Raw genomic sequence first — 17,059 nt, 5'->3', positions numbered from 1 at the left:
AATGCCTCGTTAGCGGGGTGAAGTTAGGATTTGTTGCAACACCTGGTTAATCAGCAGGCTGGTGTCGCGTTGGGTATTGGCGCCGATGAACTGGCGTTTCGGCAGGGTGATTTCCCAGCTCTGGGCGCCGCTGGACTCGTTGCGTTCGTCGTCCAGGATGCGAATCAGCAGCCCGGCCTGGGCGTAGTTCACATGCTCCTGGATCCATGCCACAGACGGCCGGGACAGCGTTTTCTTGCCAGCCTGACGCACACGAAAGCCCAGCCGGCGCAAGCGCTTGGCCTGCTTGTCGGTGGCAGCCAAGCCCGGGGCGGTCTTGTTCCAGCGGCGCATCTGCGCGGCGGTGCGGCGCTCACTGACGCCGTTGTGCTGTTGAGTCGCGACCCAACGGGTCAGGGCGTTTTTCCAGCCCAGTTCCGCCTCGTCGGCGCTCAACCGGGTGACCACCATCAGCTTGGCCAGACCGGCTTCCATCTTCTTTTTGCCCTTGCCGTCGCCCTTACGCGGGGCGAAGGGTGAGCCGTCCAGGTTCTGCTGATCGCGCACACGCTTGCGGCTCATCGTCCGCACGCGCTTGGTCACCTGATTGAGCAACCGGCGGCGCAGTTTCGGCGGCAGGCTCAGCAGCGCCAACTGCTCGCGCACGCCCAGTTGGCCGCGTACGTCGAGTTCGAACGTGCTACGCCCGGCCATCGGTGGCCACCTCGCCGCGCTCAGCGATCCACAGATCAAAAGGAACGAATGCCCAGGTCTTGCCGAAGGCCTGGATCTCGCCGGCCGGGTCTTCGGCCAGGTATTGCGGTTCGACGAATTCCAGGGTGAGTTCCACGTCGAACAGGTCATTGTCCAAGGGCTCGACGGCGAACAGCGGCGCCGGCAGTTCGTGCCGATCACGGTCCGGGTCGTGGTATTCCAACCAACTGCCGACCAGGGCCATCAGCCGCGCCGGATGGTCGGCGAAGCGCTCCAGGATGATCGCGGCGCGGTAGCGCATATCGCCCAGGTGCATGCCGTCCAGGTCGGGTTTCCAGACCAGGTTAAGCGTGACCTGCTCCGTCCAGCTGTCGAGCTGTTCCGGCTCAACCAGACGGCGTTCGAGTAGGTGGGCTGTCAGGCTTTGCAGCTTGGTCATAGCAGCGCCGCCGTGATGCGGCCACGGCCTTGCAAGGCACGCACGGCCGACTGGCTGAACGCCAGAAAGGTGTCCTCACGCTCCGGTGCTTCCTTGCCGGTGTTCTCGGCGCTTTCGCGGCGGGTCACGGTCGCGAACTGCTGCAGGGCGCTGGCCTTGGCGCGGCAGTACACGGCGCGCTTGTAGAGCATCACCTTGTGCGCAAAGCCCCAAGCTGCGGGAGTCTCCACGTCTGCAACGGAGATCAGGTTGGATATGCCACTGCTTTGCAGCGCGGCTTTTGCGGCGGCCAGATCCTTGTTGACCTCGACCATGGCGATAGCCAGTGCATCGGTCAGCAGATCGCCCAGGAATTCCGCCGGCAGGCGATAGCCCTTTTGGAACTCGGACACGGAGAGGTCCGGCCAGAAGCCGTCGTTCTCAATCGTCTGTTCCACAAAGGTGGTGGGTTTCCCGGAAAAGCTCATGCTGACCGCTCAAATAGGGCGGGGAGACTGTTTTTCGTGGGGCTGGCCATAAATGGCAGACACACGTCCACAGTTCCCCGCTGGGGGGGTAGTCGGTTATTCGGCGCCTTGGGAGGCGGTCATTTGTTTGGCCAGTGCCTTGCGGCATTTCTGGATGCGTGTCTCGTTGCCGGCCTTCGAATACAGCTCAGTGGAGCGCTCCAGGTGCTTGAGCGCGGTTTCCCATTGCTCGGCCTCCATAGCGCGCATACCGATCAACTTGTGGTACTTGCTGGGGATCTGCTCCGTCAGGTCCCATTCACTGTCAACACGCGGCAACAGGTCGGACAGGTAAGGCTCGGGGCTGCGCTGGGCGTTGTATTCGGAGTAGGCCCACTCGATCACAGCGTCCGCGACGAACGTCTGCACATCGCGACGCTTGAAGCGCTCCGGCATTTCCTGCCCCTGCTCGATCGCGAAATCCGCCAACTCCAGTCCGTCCTCGAACTGCTCAGTGTCGAACAGCCAGATCATCACCTGCACCAGAACTCGGTTCGGCATCACCAGGCCCGATTCCATGTAGCGCTGGATGAAGTCCTGGTACTTGGGCAGCAGTTCCTCACGCTTGAGCGACTGTTTGCTGGCCAGGTTCTTGAGCGCGCTCAGGCGCTCCAGATCCTGATCCAGGGACGCTTCCATCAGCAGCAGATGTTTGCGGGCATTGGCCGGGCTGCTCAGCGCTTCCGCCGGGGAGTACGTCACCGGTGCCGCTGCAGCAGCGGCTAAGGCGGCGCCACCCAAGGCCTGGATGCGGCGCTTGTGCGCAAGGGCCAGGCTCACTTCACCAGCTCCACGTTCTCGGTCATCGCGAACTTCTCCAGCTGCTCGATCACGTAGCCCTCATTGCGGCTGTTGTAATCCTCGACGCGGGAGCGCTTGGAGTTCTCCACGGTTTGCTTGCGCCAGCTCGAATCCTGGAAGTAGATCGACAGGTTGTCCCAGCTAGTGACTACCACGGCGTTGACCGGGAAGAACGGCACGCTGAAGCTCGGCAGACCGCCGTAGGTGGCGATCACCTGGGCTTCTTCGATGCGCTCTTTTTCGGTCGGCACGTCGCCTTGCTTGGCGTACAGCTTCGCCTTATCGGCTGCCAGCAGGTCAGTGCCGATAATGGCGATCAGGTCGCCGCCATCACGCAGACGCTCGTCCACCATCTGCTTGGTGTCATGTACCAGGGCATCAAGGTTGGCGTAGTCGCCACCCACGCCCAGCAGTACCTTGCCGGCGGTCTTGCCTTCCTTCAGCACCTGGGCCGGGATCTGTTCACGCGCCTGCTGCAGCCAACCCTTGTTCACGTCCTGCAACATCGGGAAAGCGTCGATATCGGTTTGCACGGCAGCGTGGGTACCATGGAAACCGACCATGATGCGATCCAGGGCGATCTGCTTCTGCACCGCAGCGGAATAGCGCTGATGGAAGTCCGGAAACTTGGCCCAGGCGTCGATTTTCGCGTACGGCAGGCCCACGTCGGATTCGGTCGAGGACAGTTCGTAGGTGGTCTGATCCAACGCCGAGACGTCTTTGGCTTCGCGGTCGGTGGTTTTGGTGTTGGTGCGGCCAGTGACTGGGCCTGAAACACCGATAAACACCTTTTGACCTTTGATCTCGGTCACCGGAATGACGTTGATGCGCTGCAGGAAATCCGACTTGGCGGTAATCGCGTCATTCAGTTCCTGGGCGATCGTCGGATCTACGCTGAACTGCTTGCTGGCCAACTCAACGCCATAGGTTTCGGCAATGTCGAGCTGCAGCTGCGCATACATTTTCGCGCCGTAGGCGCTCAGATTGGCCATGTCAGAGCACTCGCGGTTTGGTTTTGTCGGTCGCGCCGGTAGTGCGCGGCAACGGACGGCCCGTAGTGGTGTTCTCCAGTACAGAGAACCGCTTCGAAAGATCCGACAGTGCAGCCAGCACCGCCTTGTTCGAGGCGCCACCCTTGCGTGCGAATTCGCGCTCTTCTTCTGCAGTGGCAACGATCTCGTCCACCGCAGCACTTACGTCATCGATCGGGGCTTGTTCGGGTTCTGGTGCTTCTTCGGCTGCAGGCTCGATCACGGCCTGAATGCCGGCAGCGACGACCAGCAGCTGCGCCAGCAGGGCTTTCAAAGCCGTTGCGGTAGCTTCATCCATTGGGGGTTTGCTCTCGGTTGGGGTTTGCGGAGTAGTTTCGGTGGGGTTGTCTTCAGCGCTGAAACGCTTGAACAAGCCAGTGAGCAGCGTGGTGAGCTTGCCCAGCTCGCCCTTGGGTTCGTTTTCACGGAAGGAGCCCAGCTCGACGGAGGACGCAAAGTAGGCGTCGCGGCTGGTCCGACTGGAAAAATAGAGTTCCTGAGTACCCACGCTGGCAGGCTCGTCAGTGACCGCAATGCCGGTCATGTAGGCTTTGCCACGGCCACGGAAATTCGGGCGAATCTCAATGCTGGTGAAGATCTTTTCCCCGGCATCGTTCAGGCGCAGCAGCTTGTCGTTGGGCTTCAGCTGCGCTTCAAGGGCGACTTGGCCAGGCTCCAGACTCACGTCTTCTTCAACCAGACGGACAGCGAACACCGTCCCGAAAGAACCGAACCAGCGGTCGTGTTCGCACCAGATAACGGCGGTGTACAACGCCGGGTTGTACGTTTCCGCGATGTCGCGCAGTTCCTGAGGAAGGATCTCGCGGCCATCGACGGTCGGGCCGCTGGTGGCAACACGTTTCCAGTAGGAGACAAGGGAACGGGGCATGGTGGATGACTGCGCTCAATCGTTGAATGAGCCGCCACGATAGGGAGCCGTTTGCCCCCAAACAAACGGTTCAAATTCGTGTTTCTCCTATATCCACGATATAGGCGGATCACGGAATTTAACCCCGCGTTTCCAGCGTTTTCGCCGCATAGACTGCGGCCCATGAACTATCCGACCGAAGTCAAAGAAGCCGCCAAACGCCTTTACCTGCGCCGCTGTTCGGTAAAGGAAATACAGGCGCATTTGAAGCTGCCCAACATCCGAATCGTCTACTACTGGATCCGCCAAGGATGCTGGGACGAGATGCTGACGGACGAGGAACCGCTGACCGCCATCAGCCGGCGGATCACTCTGATCCTGGAGAAAGTCGACACGCTGTCAAAGAGCGAACTCGACGAACTGGAGCGCCTGACTACCCTTCGTGAACGCCTGATTAAGCAGTCGGCCAAGCCTACGCCGGCAGCCTCGTCCGACAGCCCGGACGTGCGCCGGGAACGTCCCTCAGGCCAGCGCCGCGATCGGGGCGATGGTGGCGGCAAGAAGCGCGAAAAGAAGGCCAAGAACGACATCAGCGGCCTGACCGAAGTGGACTTCCTGGATAAGTTCATCTCGAAGATGTACGACTACCAGAAAGAGCTGTTCGAGGCGAAACAGAACCCGCTAACGCGCCGGATCCGCAACGTCCTCAAAAGCCGGCAGGTCGGTCTGACCTACTACTTCGCCGGCGAAGCGTTCATGGATGCCGTGTTGAGCGGCGATAACCAGGTGTTCCTGTCCGCCAGCCGATCACAGTCGGAGATTTTCCGCAGCTACATCATCCAGTTCGCTCAGCAGTGGTTCGGCATCGAACTGACCGGTAACCCCATCACCCTCAGCAATGGCGCCGAACTGCGCTTCCTCAGCACCAACAGCAGCACCGCCCAGGGCTACCACGGTCACGTCTACGTGGACGAATACTTCTGGATCCGCGACTTCGAGAAATTGAGCACCGTGGCCAGCGCCATGGGCACGCACAAGAAATGGCGTAAAACCTATTTCTCGACGCCCAGCGCGGTGTCGCACCAGGCGTACCCGTTCTGGTCAGGCGAAGAATTCCGCAACAGCAAGCGCGGCAAGAAGGCCGGCGGCGTGTGGCCCAGCGAATCCGCCTACACGCAGGGCGCGCTGTGCCCAGACGGCCAGTGGCGCAAGACCATCACCCTGGACGATGCGATCGCCGGCGGTTGCGATCTGTTCGACCTGGAGCAGCTGCAGCTGGAGTACGACGAGGACAAGTTCCAGCAGCTGTTCTACTGCAAGTTCATCGACAGCACCCAAAGCGCGTTCAGCCTCAAGGATTTGGAGCGCTGCTACTCGGATCTGTCGTTGTGGGAGGACTACAACCCGAACCTGGATCAGCCATTCGGCAACAGCCCAGTCTGGCTAGGCTACGACCCGAGCCGCACCCGCGACGACGCCACCTGCGTGGTCATCGCCCCGCCGCTCGAACCCGGGGCGAAATTCCGGATTTTGGAGAAGCACAGCTGGCGGGGCCACTCGTTCACCTACCAGGCCGCCCAGGTCAAGAAGCTGACCGAGCGCTTCAACGTCCAGCACATCGGCATCGACGTCACCGGTGTGGGTTACGGCGTGTTCGACCTGGTGCGCGACTTCTACGCGAAGGCGACGCCGATTCACTACAGCCTTGAGGCGAAAAACGCCCTGGTGCTCAAGGCCCAGGACACGATCCAAGGCAGCCGTATCGAGTGGGACGCCGGCTGGACCGACATCGCCCAGGCCTTCCTGACCATCAAGCGCGGATCCACCAACAGCGGCCAGATCACCTACAGCGCTTCGCGCACTGAGGCCACCGGTCACGCCGACATCGCCTGGGCGGTGATGCATGCCCTGGCCAACGAACCTTTGAACACCAACAAGCGGCGCCGCAGCCGCTACGTCACGAGTACCCACAGCAGCCATGGCCAACCACAAACGCAAAAAAACACCAGCCGTTCGACAACCGCAGCAGCCCATGCGCACCTTCACGTTCGGGGAGCCCGAGCAGGTGCTGTCCGGCAACATCGGCGAGTACGTGGGGGTGTTTCCCAGCGACGATGGCAAGATCTACAAGCCGCCGGTGTCGCGGGTTGGGCTGGCCAAGTTGTTGCGCGCCAACGCACACCACGGCGCCATTCCGAAGTTCAAGCGCAACCTGCTGCTGCGTGAGTTCGTCCCCTCCCCCGGCTGCAGCACTCAGACCATGGGCCGCGCAGGGCTGGACTACATGGTGTTCGGCGAATCGTATTGCTACAAACACCGAAATGCCTTCGGCCAGACCCTGACGCTCGAACACCTGCCGGCGATCAACATGCGGGTAAAGGTCGGTGGTGGGTTCGTGATGTTGCTACCCGACAACAAGGAAATGGAGTTCGACCAGGACGAGATCGCCCACGTTCTGGACTACGACGTGGAACAGAACATCTACGGGGTTCCGGACTATCTAGGCGGTCTGCAGGCGCTACTGCTCAACGAAGCCGCGACCCTGTTCCGTCGCCGTTACTACAGCAACGGCGCGCACGCCGGCTATATCTTCTACACCAACGACCCCGACCTGACCGAAGAAGACGAGGACGAGCTGCGCGCACAGATCAGTGCCAGCAAGGGCGTAGGTAACTTCCGCTCGATGTTTGTGAACATCCCCAACGGCAAGGAAAACGCGATCCAGATCATCCCCGTGGGTGATTTCCAGGCCAAAGACGAGCTGGAGAAAGTGAAGAACATCACCCGCAACGACGTCATCGCCGCCTGGCGGATGAACCCTGCGTTGGCCGGCATCATTCCGGAAAACACCGGCGGCTTTGGCGACATCGAGAAGATCGATCGGGTGTACACCAGCAACGAAATCCGGCCGATCTGCCAGCTGTTCAACCAGTTGAATGAGACGCTGCGGAAAGACAGACGATTCAGCTGGCGAAAAGAACAAGAAGCAGTGAATACCACTACATGAAGAACCTATCAGAGAGAATGCCACTATACATTGTGGCAATATGGCGGCGATCAGCTGCCCCTGGGGAGGGACATAATGAGAGTTGTATGCAAATGCGGACACAAAGGCCGGATCGCTTCGCGGGAGGAAGTGACGATGGATTTTGTGAAGCTGTACTGCCAGTGCCTGGACGCAAAATGCGGGCACACATGGGTGGCAAACCTCACTTTCTCGCACACGTTGAGCCCGTCGTCGCAGTCGTTCGAACGGATGCTGATCGATCGCCTGCGAGACATGCCCAGGGCAAAACAACGGGAACTGTTCGAACAGTTGGGATCGCAGGCCGTGGCGTAGCAACAAACCGCCAACGCAGACGCGTTGGCGATCGGGATCACTCAAGGAATGAGGTTCAGCCTCCTACTGGCTCCTTTGGGTTGACGACCAGTATCTCGGCGACTCGGCGGACTTGCTGCTGTTCCACCTGGCTCAACCGTCGATAGAGATCGATCAAACGACGCTCGATGTTAGTGAGCCCGGACGTATCGAACTCGGTTTTCTCGAACGCGGTGTGATCGTTCATCTTGCGATCCAACATGCTTACTACTCCATAACGTGCATTGCTGAATCGACGTTATCGGGCCGGCAAACCGCATTGGAAAGGAAGCGCGACTAATGAGTCATGAGCTTTGTTGCAAGTTACGACCGATGGCGGGCCGCGTCGTCAGCCATGGCTTCAAGGAAACGGCGAATCGCTTTTTGATCTTCTTCAGAAATGCTGCGGAACTGCTTAATCAAACAGTCTTCGATTTCACTCAACGCACTTTCAGCGAGGTTTGTACGAACGCCGGTAAGGATGTAAGGAACGTCAAAGCCGAACTGCGAGGCAACCTTGCTCAAGTAGGGAGCTGGAGCATCACTTGTCCCTGCCTCGTAATTCGCTTGAGTTCGTTTCACAACGCCAATTGCGTCGGCAATCTCAGCTTGGGTCATGCCGCAGCGCTTCCGTTCTTCCTGCAGGCGAGAACCAATTTCTTCAGAAAGATGCAAAATTATTCATCCCAAATATTTACAAATGCATCAAGATGCACCATTCTGCATTTCACACCACATGAAATTGCATGGATTTGCACTATGCCGAAGATGAGTATCAGCGAGCAAGCCCGCCAGAAAGCGCGGAAAGCTTTAGAGAAGCGCGGGCAATCCGCGAAAGACTTTGCACTTCTACATGAATTGAGTCCCAGCACCGTATACGCGGTGCTGAGTGGCCAAAGCCAGTGTCGCCGTGGGGAGGCACACCGAGCCGCAGTGTTACTCGGCATCAAAGACGGTGTGATTGAACAGTAATAGCGGCGCTCAACAGGGAAAAGTAGAAGATGAAAAGCCCGATCCTAGACACCCGCAAAGAAGTCATGAGCGAGATCATTCGCAGCTATACCGGAGGACGTGAAGCCGCTGCTGCACGCTTGGGACTGAAGCTTAAAAAGTTCGACAACCATGCCTACGAAAACGCCGGCTGTAGTCCTCTCAGTGACGCGCAAGTTTTCATGCTGGAGCAAGATTGCGGCACACACCATTTCCCCAACTATGTCGCGTCGATGTATGGCGGGCTGTTTGTGCCGGTTGCTGATCCTGAAACCTTGGACAACGTCGAGCTTTACGCTCGGTCGGTGCAGGTAGCAGCAAAGCGCGGTTGTGTTGACCAGGCGATCGCCAAGGCGCTTGAAGACGGTTCGATCAGCGAAGAAGAAGCCGAGCTGATCCTGGACGCCCACAACCTCCATGTTGCTGCACGACACGCCGAAGTGCTTGCAGCCATCGCTCTATACCGTGCGGGGAAAGCCCAATGAACAATCGAACTGCAGCACAGGAATATCAGGACATGCTCAAAGCCGCGGCGTCGCTGTTCCTCGAACGGCACCAGTGCGAACATTTGAGCGACGATCAGCAATTGGTCAAACGCGCCGTTCAACATTTGGTGTCCGACTTCGACGTACTGACTCCGACAGCTGAAAAAATGGTTCACCTGGCCTACAGCGATTTATCTGCCGCAAGCGATCGGCAGCGCCTCGACGTAATGACCAGCACGCCGACACATACCGTTATCACCGACACAGGCACCGGTGAGGTTTGGGCCGTCCCCGTCAGCCTGATCTATGAACGCATTCTGAACGCGCCGGACAACGGGCGTTTCCGCGTCACCACTCCTTAACACCCAACCAACGAATTCCCGATCCCCCATAGCCGTGGGTTTGGGTGAGCTGCGCCCGAAATTGAGGTTTGACGATGGAAAACGCCCTGAACATCAACGCAAAACTGCTGCCAGCGCAGGCCGAAGCGCTCTTGGCCAACCTGCGTGAACAGTACCGTCTCAGCCTCAATGACCTTTGGTACGCAGACCAATATCGCTTTATCCCCGAAGGCCTGCGTCACGGATCGATCCTCGCTAACTGCCCTGTGATGGCCGCCCAGAAGCACCTGATCGGCGCCCTCTCCCTCTGCCTTAAGAAAGTGAAGTAACCATGAAAGAGCAACTGCGTAGCGACGTGATCGAACGCTTGAAATTCGATTACGGCCTCAAGCACAGGACAAACACAGACTACATGCGTGGAGGGACTTGCCCGAAGTGCCGGCAGAATACGCTGTACACCCGTTTTGATGCTCCGTGGTTAGTGATCTGCGGCAGACCTGAAAAATGCGCCCACACGATGCATGTGAAGGAGCTATACGACGACCTGTTTGAAGACTGGAGCAAACGTGCGCCAGCTACTGATCAACACCCCAACGCGACCGCCCGCGCCTATCTGGAATTTGCCCGAGGTTTTCGCTTAGAGCTGATCCAGGGATGGTTCACCCAGGAAAGCTATTACTCGGCCGAACACAACGCCGGCAGCGCCACCATTCGCTTTGCCCTGGAGAAAGGCGGCTGGTGGGAAAGGTTGATCGACCGCCCACACCGCTTTGGAAAGATGAAAGCGCGTTTCAAATCGAAGGACAGCTACCGCGGCGTCTGGTGGTGCCCGCCATGCGTGGATCTGCTGGAAGCCAAAGAAATCTGGATTGTGGAAGGTATCTTCGATGCGATCGCCTTAGTGCACAACGACATCGTAGCAGTGTCGGCCATGTCTTCGAACGCGTTCCCGGAGGAATCATTGCGGGCGCTTGCTCGAAACCGCGAAGGAAAGGTACCGAAGCTGGTGTGGGCTCTGGACAACGAACCAGGTGCACACGCCTACACCAAACGCTGGGCAAAGCAGGCGCGAGCGCTGGGGTTCGTCTGTGAGGCTGCACAGATTCCGCTCCGTGACGGCCGAAAGACCGACTGGAACGACCTGCATCAACGCTGGGGCTTCATCGATGACGAAACCGAGCGAGCTGATCAGATTGCCGCTGACCTGAAACAGGCACGCCACCAGGGCGCCCTGCTGCTGGCCGAGAGCGCGGCCGAGAAAGCGTTGCTCATGTACGACTGGAATAAGCGCGGGGAATTCCACCTCGGTTTCGGTAACCGCCTCTACTGGTTCAAGTTGGACATGGAGAAATTCAACCGGGCGATGCAGGACATCGAGGACAGCGAGAGCCACGACGATCAGTTGCTCAACCAGTCGCAACAGCGCGAGAAAGCCCTTCAGCAGTCCGGGAGCGTCGTCGAGATTGCCAACTGCTACCCGCAGGCTCTGTATTTTCAACGCAACGAAGTCACCGACGAATCCTGGTACTACGTGCGTGTGGACTTCCCTCACGACTCAGAAAGCGTGAAGAACACCTTCACCAGCGGTCAGCTATCAGCCGCCAGCGAATTCAAAAAACGCCTGCTCGGGATGGCTGCCGGTGCCATGTACACCGGAAGCGGCCAGCAGTTGGACAAGCTGATGAAGGATCAACTGTTCGGCATCAAAACCGTGTCAACGATTGACTACGTGGGCTACAGCAAGGAATACGGCTGTTATGTTTTTGGGGATCTCGCCATCAAGGATGGCACGACCTACAAGATCAACAGCGAAGACTATTTTGAGTTCGGGAAATTGCGGCTGAAATCGCTGCAGAAAGGCGTTCCGATCAAATTGCAGCGTGACGGGAAGGACTTCAACGAGCAGTGGCTGCAGCTGCTGTGGACATGCTTCGGCGCTCAAGGCCTGGTCGCACTGGTGTTCTTCTTCGGTTCGCTGTTCTGCGAGCAGATCCGGGCACGCTATCAATCATTCCCGTTTCTGGAAGTCACTGGCGAGGCAGGCGCCGGCAAAACCACCCTGCTCAACCTGCTGTGGAAACTGCTCGGCCGCGAGGGTTACGAAGGCTTCGATCCAATGAAATCAACGAAAGCCGGTCGTTCGCGATTGATGGGGCAAGTCTCCGGAATGCCCGTTGTGTTTCTGGAAGCTGACCGTCATGGCGATGATCGCTCGCACGCCAAGACGTTCGAATGGGACGAGCTCAAAGACTTCTACGGCGGCGGCACACTGGCCACCAAAGGGGTGAAGACTGCCGGCAACGAAACCTACGAGCCACCGTTTCGCGGCACCATCGCCATTAGCCAAAACGCGGCGGTGGTAGCCCATGAAGCGATCATGACGCGAATCGTGAAGCTGCACTTCGTCCGGCCGACAGTGACGCCGCAAAGCCGCGCTGCGGCCGACAAGCTGAACGCCCTGGACGGCGGCACACTCAGCCACTTCCTGATTCGGGCCGTCAGTAAAGAGTCGGCCATCCTCGAGCTTTTCGCTCAGCGCATGCCCGAACACGAAGCCAAGCTGCGCCGGCTGCACACCCACTGCTTCGACTGCGGCACCGAGTACCCCAGCGAACAAGGCAACTGTCGCGGTTGCGGCTCCGACCTGCGCGGATACATCCGTGTAGAGCGGATCAGCAAGAACCACGCGCAACTGCTTTCGCTGCTCGATGCACTGCGCCTCATCCTGAAACTGGATGAACCACAAGTTGCAGCAACCCAGCGCCAGATCGTACGCATGGCGATCGAGCGCCAGGCCTCGATCAGCTCCGACCACCCAGCCGTTGCCGAATTCTGGGAAGTCTACGACTACCTCGAATCGCTCAACGATGACCCCTTGGTCGATCACAGCAGCGATCCAAGCGTCATCGCGATAAACCTCAACGAGTTCAGCGAACGAGCCGCCGAACACAAACAGAAACTGGCGGACGTGGCCACCCTGCGTGACCTACTGAAAGAGTCCCGTTCGCACAAGTTTCTGGAAGCAAACAAGGCCGTACATAGCGCAGTCCGCGCAGCCATGAACAGCAGGACACCCTTGGCACCGGGTCGCCCTACCACAGTCAAGTGTTGGATCTTCAAAGCGTGAAAAGGAGGCTACACCGATGCAAATCCAAGTCTTTATGGGCAATGCCGGCGACGGCAAAACAAGCAAGCTGCAGGAGATTCAGAACCGGCTGGAAGGGATCGGCGAAAGCCAGCCGGTCATTCAGGCCGGTGCTTATGGGGAGGACGGACTGCTGCAGATTCTTGAGGTTCGTGCCGCAGGTGGCCAACGCGAAATCCTGGCGGACGCGTGCAGCCCACAGCAGATATTGAGCGTACTCGAATGGCAGTCCTGCACTGAGGAAGATCCGAAGTACGCCGACCTGATCATTCACCTGGCCCGCCAGGACTGACGGAAAAAAGAAGCGATGTCGAGGAGTTGCACCTCCCCGACATCAACCACCACCGAGGGCAACACCATGGAAGTACAGCACCAAAGCGGCAGTGATTCAAAGGCTAACACACTCAACAATAGTGACCCCCACGCTCGGCATCTGATGGCTATCAGAATCGTAGGTACAGCACTGTTCGATTATCGGGTACGGAAAACCGAGGTAGCGCGGATCCGTCTTGAATGCCTTACCACTTTCGCCAAGGAGTTGGGCGACATCGACGCGGCAGAGTTCGCTGTTGTTGCTCAACTATTGGCTGGCAACTCAACAGCCAATCTAATCCCAATTGATCGGCCTCACTCACTCGAAGGAATCACACTATGAAAACGTTGTTTGTACTGATGGCTCAATACAATGGCCAAGTGGTAATTCCGCTGGATCGAGTGTGCCAGGACTATTTCACGCACCTGACAACGGATATGTTTCAACGCAAAGTGGGTGCCGGGCAGATAAAGCTGCCGATTACTCGCATGGAGCCGAGCCAGAAAAGTGCGAAAGGTGTTCATATTGCAGATCTGTCGGCTTACCTGGACGAACAGCGCGCTGCAGCAGTCAAGGAAAGTAACCAACTGAATAGCGCGCCGCGTAGCAGGTAATTCACTTTAACGTTTTGGCGCCCAGCTTTACGGGCGCCTGCAGGATGCACTCGAACCACTCCCAAGTTGCATAAACATCCCCCCGCCCGCGCAAGTGGGTATAACGGCGCATTGAGTTCCAGTCTCGATGTCCCGACACGCTCGCTACTCGCGGAATATCCCAATCCATTTCAAAAAGACGACTGACGCCTTCGTGGCGCAGATCGTGAAAGTGCAGATCTTCGATGCCCAGGATTTTGCAGGCCCTTGTCCAGGACGTCGACACCGACTCAGCGCTGTAAGGAAAAATCTCAGGCAACACTTTAGGCATGGTCTGAAGTATCGCCCATGCTTCTGGCGGCAAATGACACCAGACGTCGTTGCCGATCTTCTGGCCTGGATTCTTCATGTCACGAACTAGCACCCGCTGGCCAGCTTCGTCCAAGTCATCCCACAGGATCCGAGTAATCTCTTCTTGCCTACGCGTAGAAAACAACGCGAAGCCAGTCAGCTTAAGCATGTTGATAGACGTTGGACGACGGGCTTGGATACTACGGAAGTGCGTAAGCAGTTTGTCGAGTTCGTCCAGGGTTGGCCGGCGATCACGCTCGCGGCTTTTCATGTTGTAACCGAGCTTTTTTAATACTCGGCGGGCGTCCACCATTGCATGCGGATCCACCTCATAACCCCAAGCCGGGCGAGCGATCGAGAGAACCGCGCCCAAGTGTGCGAGATCGTTGCCGGCGGTCTGAGGCTGAACGCCCCCACCCTGCTTGCCCATGCGCCATAACGCATACTCGACCAGGTGCTGACTGCTTATATCTCTGTCGTTCAACTTTCCCAGGTAGGACTCGCTGATCGCCTTCAACGTGCCGAGCTTCGTTTTCCCGAGAGGGCGCGCCTTGGTCATTTCGGTTAAGTAGCGATCGATCATTTCCTTGATCGTCGCGCCAGGTCGGTTCGCCCGCTCGATCGCACCTGGTTCGTCCAGTTCGGTTTCTCTTTTACGCACCCAAGCCTGTGCGGCCTGTTTTCGGGCGAAGGTCTGACTCTCTTGGTAAACTTGCGCCCCATCGCGAAACAGGCGTATCTGTGCCGTGTAACTGGTGCTGCCGTCGGTGCGTTTCCGTGCTCTGATCGTGGCCATAGTCAACTGGTACAATTGAAAAAGTGATTGGTACATTGTACCAACCGACTTCATAAAACGCCTATTTACCCCCTGAAATCGGCCTAGAACACGTAGAGCAAAATGGTACATAAATCAGCCACATACCCAACAAACACCGGCTCTACGCTGTCTAGAAGGTTCTCCGTTGCACCCATGATGGATTGGACCGACGCCCACTGTCGCTTCTTCCTACGCATCCTCTCCAAGCACGCCCTGCTCTACACCGAAATGGTCACCACCGGCGCCTTGCTCAACGGCGATCACGAACGCTTCCTGCGTCACCACGAAACCGAACATCCCCTGGCGCTTCAGTTGGGCGGCAGTGTCCCAGCCGATCTGGCCGCCTGCGCCCGCATGGCCCAGGAACACGGCTACGACGAGGTCAACCTCAACGTCGGCTGCCCGAGCGATCGAGTGCAGAACAACATGATCGGCGCCTGCCTGATGGGGCATCCTGAGTTGGTGGCCGATTGTGTGAAGGCGATGCGTGATGCGGTGTCGATTCCGGTGACGGTCAAGCACCGGATCGGGATCAATGGGCGGGACAGTTACGAGCAGTTGTGTGAGTTTGTCGGGACGGTGCGCGAGGCCGGGTGTGCGAGCTTTACCGTACATGCGCGGATTGCAATTCTGGAGGGGTTGTCGCCGAAGGAAAATCGCGACATCCCGCCACTGCGTTATGACGTGGCGGCGCGGTTGAAGGCGGACTTTCCGGAGCTCGAGATCGTGCTCAACGGCGGGATCAAGACGCTGGAAGCCTGTCATGAGCATTTACAGACATTCGACGGTGTGATGTTGGGGCGCGAGGCGTATCACAATCCGTACCTGTTGGCCGAGGTCGATCAACAACTGTTTGGCAGCACCGCTCCAGTCATCACCCGGGCCGAGGCGCTGGCGCAGTTGCGGCCTTATATCGCTAATCACTTGGCCGCAGGCGGGGCGATGCATCACATCACTCGACACGTGCTGGGTCTCGGCACTGGTTTTCCGGGGGCGCGGCGGTTTCGGCAGTTGTTGTCGGTGGATATTCACAAGGCCAAGGATCCGTTGGCGCTGCTGGATCAGGCGGGGCAGTTGCTCGAAGGGCGTTAACCGTCACTTGCTTTGAACCTGCACGCTGTTTTGTCATCGTATCTACCGATACCGCCCCGGCCTTTCAAACAGCCGTTTTCAGGTTGTTGCCGCTGGGGCCATCGTTCCCTCTTCACGCCCTTGAGTGGCTGCCGGCCCTCGGGTAATGTCAACAGACCCATAGGACAGAGCACGCTCATGACTTCCAAGCTGGAACAACTCAAACAGTTCACTACCGTAGTGGCCGATACCGGCGACTTCGAAGCCATCGCCCGGGTTAAACCCGTAGATGCCACCACCAACCCTTCCCTGCTGCTCAAGGCCTCGGCCATTCACGGTTACGCCGAGCTGCTGAACGCCTGCGTGGCGGACTGCAAGGGCGATGTGGGCCTGGCCAGCGACCGTTTTGCCGTGGCGGTTGGGCAAGAGATTCTGAAGGTGATTCCGGGGCGTATTTCCACCGAAGTGGATGCGCGCCTGTCATTCGATACCGAAGCCATGTTGAAACGTGCGCATCGCCTGATCGACCTGTACGAAAAGGCCGGGATTGGCCGTGATCGCGTGCTGATCAAGATCGCGTCCACCTGGGAAGGTATTCGCGCCGCCGAGCAGTTGGAGCGTGAAGGCATCCAGTGCAACCTGACGCTGCTGTTCTCTTTCGCCCAGGCTGCGGCCTGTGCCGATGCCGGCGTCTTCCTGATTTCGCCCTTCGTCGGCCGTATCTACGACTGGTACAAGAAGGCCAATGGCAACGACTACACCGGTGCCGATGATCCGGGCGTGCAGTCGGTGACGCGTATCTACAACTACTACAAAGCCAACGACTACAAAACCGTGGTCATGGGCGCAAGCTTCCGCAACCTCAACCAGATTGAGCAATTGGCCGGCTGCGACCGTTTGACGGTCAGCCCGGATCTGCTGGAGAAGCTGGCCGCCGACGAGGGCAAGCTGGAACGTAAACTGGCGCCCGGCCAAGCCGGCGAAGCGCGCTTGAGTCTCAATGAAGCGCAGTTCCGCTGGTTGTCCAACGAGGACGCCATGGCGACCGAGAAACTGGCTGAAGGCATTCGTCAGTTCGCGCGGGACCAGGAGAAGCTGGAGGCGTTGCTGCAAGCCAAGCTTTGAGGTGATTCCAAAGTAAGAAAAAGGGCGAACCTTACTGGGTTCGCCCTTTTTTATAGGCTTGGGAAAGTGGCGGCTGGCCGGACGTAATCGCGAGCAGGCTCGCTCCCACAGGGGGATTTTGGGCGATTCGGA

21 protein-coding genes are annotated in these 17,059 nt (G+C 58.4%); 12 read left to right on the top strand and 9 right to left on the bottom strand.

What is annotated here, in order from left to right; translation table 11 throughout:
- Window positions 1-9 precede the first annotated feature (9 nt).
- The 6 genes from MA884_RS10515 to MA884_RS10490 form a co-directional block, all read right to left on the bottom strand.
- Window positions 10-693: a phage virion morphogenesis protein gene (locus tag MA884_RS10515; protein WP_045154842.1), complete on the bottom strand. Its 684-nt coding sequence runs from the start codon at window positions 691-693 to the stop codon at window positions 10-12.
- Window positions 680-1,132, bottom strand: coding sequence for a phage tail protein (locus MA884_RS10510; RefSeq protein WP_256230435.1), 453 nt, complete (start codon window positions 1,130-1,132; stop codon window positions 680-682). Before MA884_RS10510 ends, MA884_RS10515 begins: the two co-directional genes overlap by 14 nt.
- Window positions 1,129-1,599, bottom strand: a complete 471-nt coding sequence (locus MA884_RS10505) for a head completion/stabilization protein (protein ID WP_256230434.1) — start codon at window positions 1,597-1,599, stop codon at window positions 1,129-1,131. Before MA884_RS10505 ends, MA884_RS10510 begins: the two co-directional genes overlap by 4 nt.
- A gap of 96 nt (window positions 1,600-1,695) precedes the next feature.
- On the bottom strand, window positions 1,696-2,418 hold the full coding sequence (gene gpM / locus MA884_RS10500) for a phage terminase small subunit (protein WP_256230433.1): 723 nt from the start codon (window positions 2,416-2,418) through the stop codon (window positions 1,696-1,698).
- Window positions 2,415-3,431 (bottom strand): phage major capsid protein, P2 family, encoded by a 1,017-nt coding sequence (locus tag MA884_RS10495; RefSeq protein ID WP_256230432.1) that lies wholly within the window; start codon window positions 3,429-3,431, stop codon window positions 2,415-2,417. Before MA884_RS10495 ends, gpM begins: the two co-directional genes overlap by 4 nt.
- 1 nt (window position 3,432) lies before the next feature.
- Window positions 3,433-4,359 carry a GPO family capsid scaffolding protein gene (locus MA884_RS10490; protein ID WP_256230431.1) on the bottom strand — a complete coding sequence of 309 codons (927 nt, stop codon included), beginning with the start codon at window positions 4,357-4,359 and terminating at the stop codon, window positions 3,433-3,435.
- A gap of 162 nt (window positions 4,360-4,521) precedes the next feature.
- Here MA884_RS10490 and MA884_RS10485 point away from each other — a divergent pair, with 162 nt between their 5' ends.
- The 3 genes from MA884_RS10485 to MA884_RS10475 all read left to right on the top strand — a co-directional run bounded on the left by MA884_RS10485 (window position 4,522) and on the right by MA884_RS10475 (window position 7,678).
- Window positions 4,522-6,564 (top strand): terminase large subunit domain-containing protein, encoded by a 2,043-nt coding sequence (locus tag MA884_RS10485; RefSeq protein WP_256230430.1) that lies wholly within the window; start codon window positions 4,522-4,524, stop codon window positions 6,562-6,564.
- Window positions 6,476-7,345, top strand: a complete 870-nt coding sequence (locus MA884_RS10480; protein WP_256230488.1) for a phage portal protein — start codon at window positions 6,476-6,478, stop codon at window positions 7,343-7,345. The genes MA884_RS10485 and MA884_RS10480 overlap by 89 nt, the downstream gene beginning before the upstream one ends.
- Before the next feature lie 75 nt (window positions 7,346-7,420).
- Window positions 7,421-7,678 (top strand): ogr/Delta-like zinc finger family protein, encoded by a 258-nt coding sequence (locus MA884_RS10475; protein WP_018929263.1) that lies wholly within the window; start codon window positions 7,421-7,423, stop codon window positions 7,676-7,678.
- A gap of 55 nt (window positions 7,679-7,733) precedes the next feature.
- Here the strand turns inward: MA884_RS10475 and MA884_RS10470 are convergent, their stop codons facing one another.
- Complete coding sequence (locus tag MA884_RS10470) at window positions 7,734-7,919, bottom strand: hypothetical protein (RefSeq protein ID WP_256230428.1); 186 nt, start codon at window positions 7,917-7,919, stop codon at window positions 7,734-7,736.
- Window positions 7,920-8,020: 101 nt separating this feature from the next.
- A complete protein-coding gene (locus MA884_RS10465) occupies window positions 8,021-8,371 on the bottom strand; it encodes a helix-turn-helix domain-containing protein (RefSeq protein ID WP_256230427.1) in 351 nt (116 codons plus the stop codon).
- 84 nt (window positions 8,372-8,455) lie between these two features.
- On the opposite strand from MA884_RS10465, the gene MA884_RS10460 reads away from it, so the two are divergent.
- The 7 genes from MA884_RS10460 (at window position 8,456) to MA884_RS10430 (ending at window position 13,584) form a co-directional block, all read left to right on the top strand.
- The gene (locus tag MA884_RS10460; protein WP_064392755.1) at window positions 8,456-8,668 is read left to right on the top strand and encodes a hypothetical protein; all 213 of its coding nucleotides are present in this window, start codon (window positions 8,456-8,458) and stop codon (window positions 8,666-8,668) included.
- A 29-nt stretch (window positions 8,669-8,697) separates the two neighbouring features.
- Window positions 8,698-9,171, top strand: coding sequence for a YmfL family putative regulatory protein (locus tag MA884_RS10455; protein WP_256230425.1), 474 nt, complete (start codon window positions 8,698-8,700; stop codon window positions 9,169-9,171).
- Window positions 9,168-9,533: a hypothetical protein gene (locus MA884_RS10450; RefSeq protein ID WP_256230424.1), complete on the top strand. Its 366-nt coding sequence runs from the start codon at window positions 9,168-9,170 to the stop codon at window positions 9,531-9,533. Before MA884_RS10455 ends, MA884_RS10450 begins: the two co-directional genes overlap by 4 nt.
- Before the next feature lie 74 nt (window positions 9,534-9,607).
- Window positions 9,608-9,841: a hypothetical protein gene (locus MA884_RS10445; RefSeq protein WP_256230423.1), complete on the top strand. Its 234-nt coding sequence runs from the start codon at window positions 9,608-9,610 to the stop codon at window positions 9,839-9,841.
- Window positions 9,842-9,843: 2 nt separating this feature from the next.
- Window positions 9,844-12,639 carry a toprim domain-containing protein gene (locus MA884_RS10440; protein ID WP_256230422.1) on the top strand — a complete coding sequence of 932 codons (2,796 nt, stop codon included), beginning with the start codon at window positions 9,844-9,846 and terminating at the stop codon, window positions 12,637-12,639.
- A gap of 16 nt (window positions 12,640-12,655) precedes the next feature.
- Complete coding sequence (locus MA884_RS10435) at window positions 12,656-12,949, top strand: hypothetical protein (RefSeq protein ID WP_256230421.1); 294 nt, start codon at window positions 12,656-12,658, stop codon at window positions 12,947-12,949.
- 359 nt (window positions 12,950-13,308) lie between these two features.
- The gene (locus MA884_RS10430) at window positions 13,309-13,584 is read left to right on the top strand and encodes a pyocin activator PrtN family protein (RefSeq protein ID WP_256230420.1); all 276 of its coding nucleotides are present in this window, start codon (window positions 13,309-13,311) and stop codon (window positions 13,582-13,584) included.
- Between the two features lies 1 nt (window position 13,585).
- On the opposite strand, the gene MA884_RS10425 is transcribed toward MA884_RS10430, so the two are convergent.
- Window positions 13,586-14,710: a site-specific integrase gene (locus MA884_RS10425; RefSeq protein WP_256230487.1), complete on the bottom strand. Its 1,125-nt coding sequence runs from the start codon at window positions 14,708-14,710 to the stop codon at window positions 13,586-13,588.
- A 102-nt stretch (window positions 14,711-14,812) separates the two neighbouring features.
- Here MA884_RS10425 and dusA point away from each other — a divergent pair, with 102 nt between their 5' ends.
- A complete protein-coding gene (gene dusA / locus MA884_RS10420; protein ID WP_256230419.1) occupies window positions 14,813-15,823 on the top strand; it encodes a tRNA dihydrouridine(20/20a) synthase DusA in 1,011 nt (336 codons plus the stop codon).
- Between the two features lie 177 nt (window positions 15,824-16,000).
- The gene (gene tal / locus MA884_RS10415; protein WP_256230418.1) at window positions 16,001-16,927 is read left to right on the top strand and encodes a transaldolase; all 927 of its coding nucleotides are present in this window, start codon (window positions 16,001-16,003) and stop codon (window positions 16,925-16,927) included.
- Window positions 16,928-17,059: the final 132 nt, after the last annotated feature.

It is taken from the genome of Pseudomonas sp. Q11 (genome assembly GCF_024494355.1).
Taxonomy (GTDB): domain Bacteria; phylum Pseudomonadota; class Gammaproteobacteria; order Pseudomonadales; family Pseudomonadaceae; genus Aquipseudomonas; species Aquipseudomonas hefeiensis.
Note: the sequence above shows the minus strand (reverse complement) of the source record. Positions and strands in the feature narration are given on the sequence as shown.

What these genes read in the sequence shown, in the direction of transcription:
- MA884_RS10430 (WP_256230420.1), top strand. Translation starts at nt 13,309, where the DNA reads ATGAAAACGTTGTTTGTACTGATGGCTCAATACAATGGCCAAGTGGTA.
- MA884_RS10455 (WP_256230425.1), top strand. Translation starts at nt 8,698, where the DNA reads ATGAAAAGCCCGATCCTAGACACCCGCAAAGAAGTCATGAGCGAGATC.
- dusA (WP_256230419.1), top strand. Translation starts at nt 14,813, where the DNA reads ATGGTACATAAATCAGCCACATACCCAACAAACACCGGCTCTACGCTG.
- MA884_RS10510 (WP_256230435.1), bottom strand. Translation starts at nt 1,132, where the DNA reads ATGACCAAGCTGCAAAGCCTGACAGCCCACCTACTCGAACGCCGTCTG.
- MA884_RS10490 (WP_256230431.1), bottom strand. Translation starts at nt 4,359, where the DNA reads ATGCCCCGTTCCCTTGTCTCCTACTGGAAACGTGTTGCCACCAGCGGC.
- MA884_RS10505 (WP_256230434.1), bottom strand. Translation starts at nt 1,599, where the DNA reads ATGAGCTTTTCCGGGAAACCCACCACCTTTGTGGAACAGACGATTGAG.
- MA884_RS10450 (WP_256230424.1), top strand. Translation starts at nt 9,168, where the DNA reads ATGAACAATCGAACTGCAGCACAGGAATATCAGGACATGCTCAAAGCC.
- MA884_RS10470 (WP_256230428.1), bottom strand. Translation starts at nt 7,919, where the DNA reads ATGTTGGATCGCAAGATGAACGATCACACCGCGTTCGAGAAAACCGAG.
- MA884_RS10515 (WP_045154842.1), bottom strand. Translation starts at nt 693, where the DNA reads ATGGCCGGGCGTAGCACGTTCGAACTCGACGTACGCGGCCAACTGGGC.
- tal (WP_256230418.1), top strand. Translation starts at nt 16,001, where the DNA reads ATGACTTCCAAGCTGGAACAACTCAAACAGTTCACTACCGTAGTGGCC.
- MA884_RS10495 (WP_256230432.1), bottom strand. Translation starts at nt 3,431, where the DNA reads ATGGCCAATCTGAGCGCCTACGGCGCGAAAATGTATGCGCAGCTGCAG.
- MA884_RS10440 (WP_256230422.1), top strand. Translation starts at nt 9,844, where the DNA reads ATGAAAGAGCAACTGCGTAGCGACGTGATCGAACGCTTGAAATTCGAT.
- MA884_RS10485 (WP_256230430.1), top strand. Translation starts at nt 4,522, where the DNA reads ATGAACTATCCGACCGAAGTCAAAGAAGCCGCCAAACGCCTTTACCTG.
- MA884_RS10460 (WP_064392755.1), top strand. Translation starts at nt 8,456, where the DNA reads ATGCCGAAGATGAGTATCAGCGAGCAAGCCCGCCAGAAAGCGCGGAAA.
- MA884_RS10435 (WP_256230421.1), top strand. Translation starts at nt 12,656, where the DNA reads ATGCAAATCCAAGTCTTTATGGGCAATGCCGGCGACGGCAAAACAAGC.
- MA884_RS10475 (WP_018929263.1), top strand. Translation starts at nt 7,421, where the DNA reads ATGAGAGTTGTATGCAAATGCGGACACAAAGGCCGGATCGCTTCGCGG.
- MA884_RS10445 (WP_256230423.1), top strand. Translation starts at nt 9,608, where the DNA reads ATGGAAAACGCCCTGAACATCAACGCAAAACTGCTGCCAGCGCAGGCC.
- MA884_RS10425 (WP_256230487.1), bottom strand. Translation starts at nt 14,710, where the DNA reads ATGGCCACGATCAGAGCACGGAAACGCACCGACGGCAGCACCAGTTAC.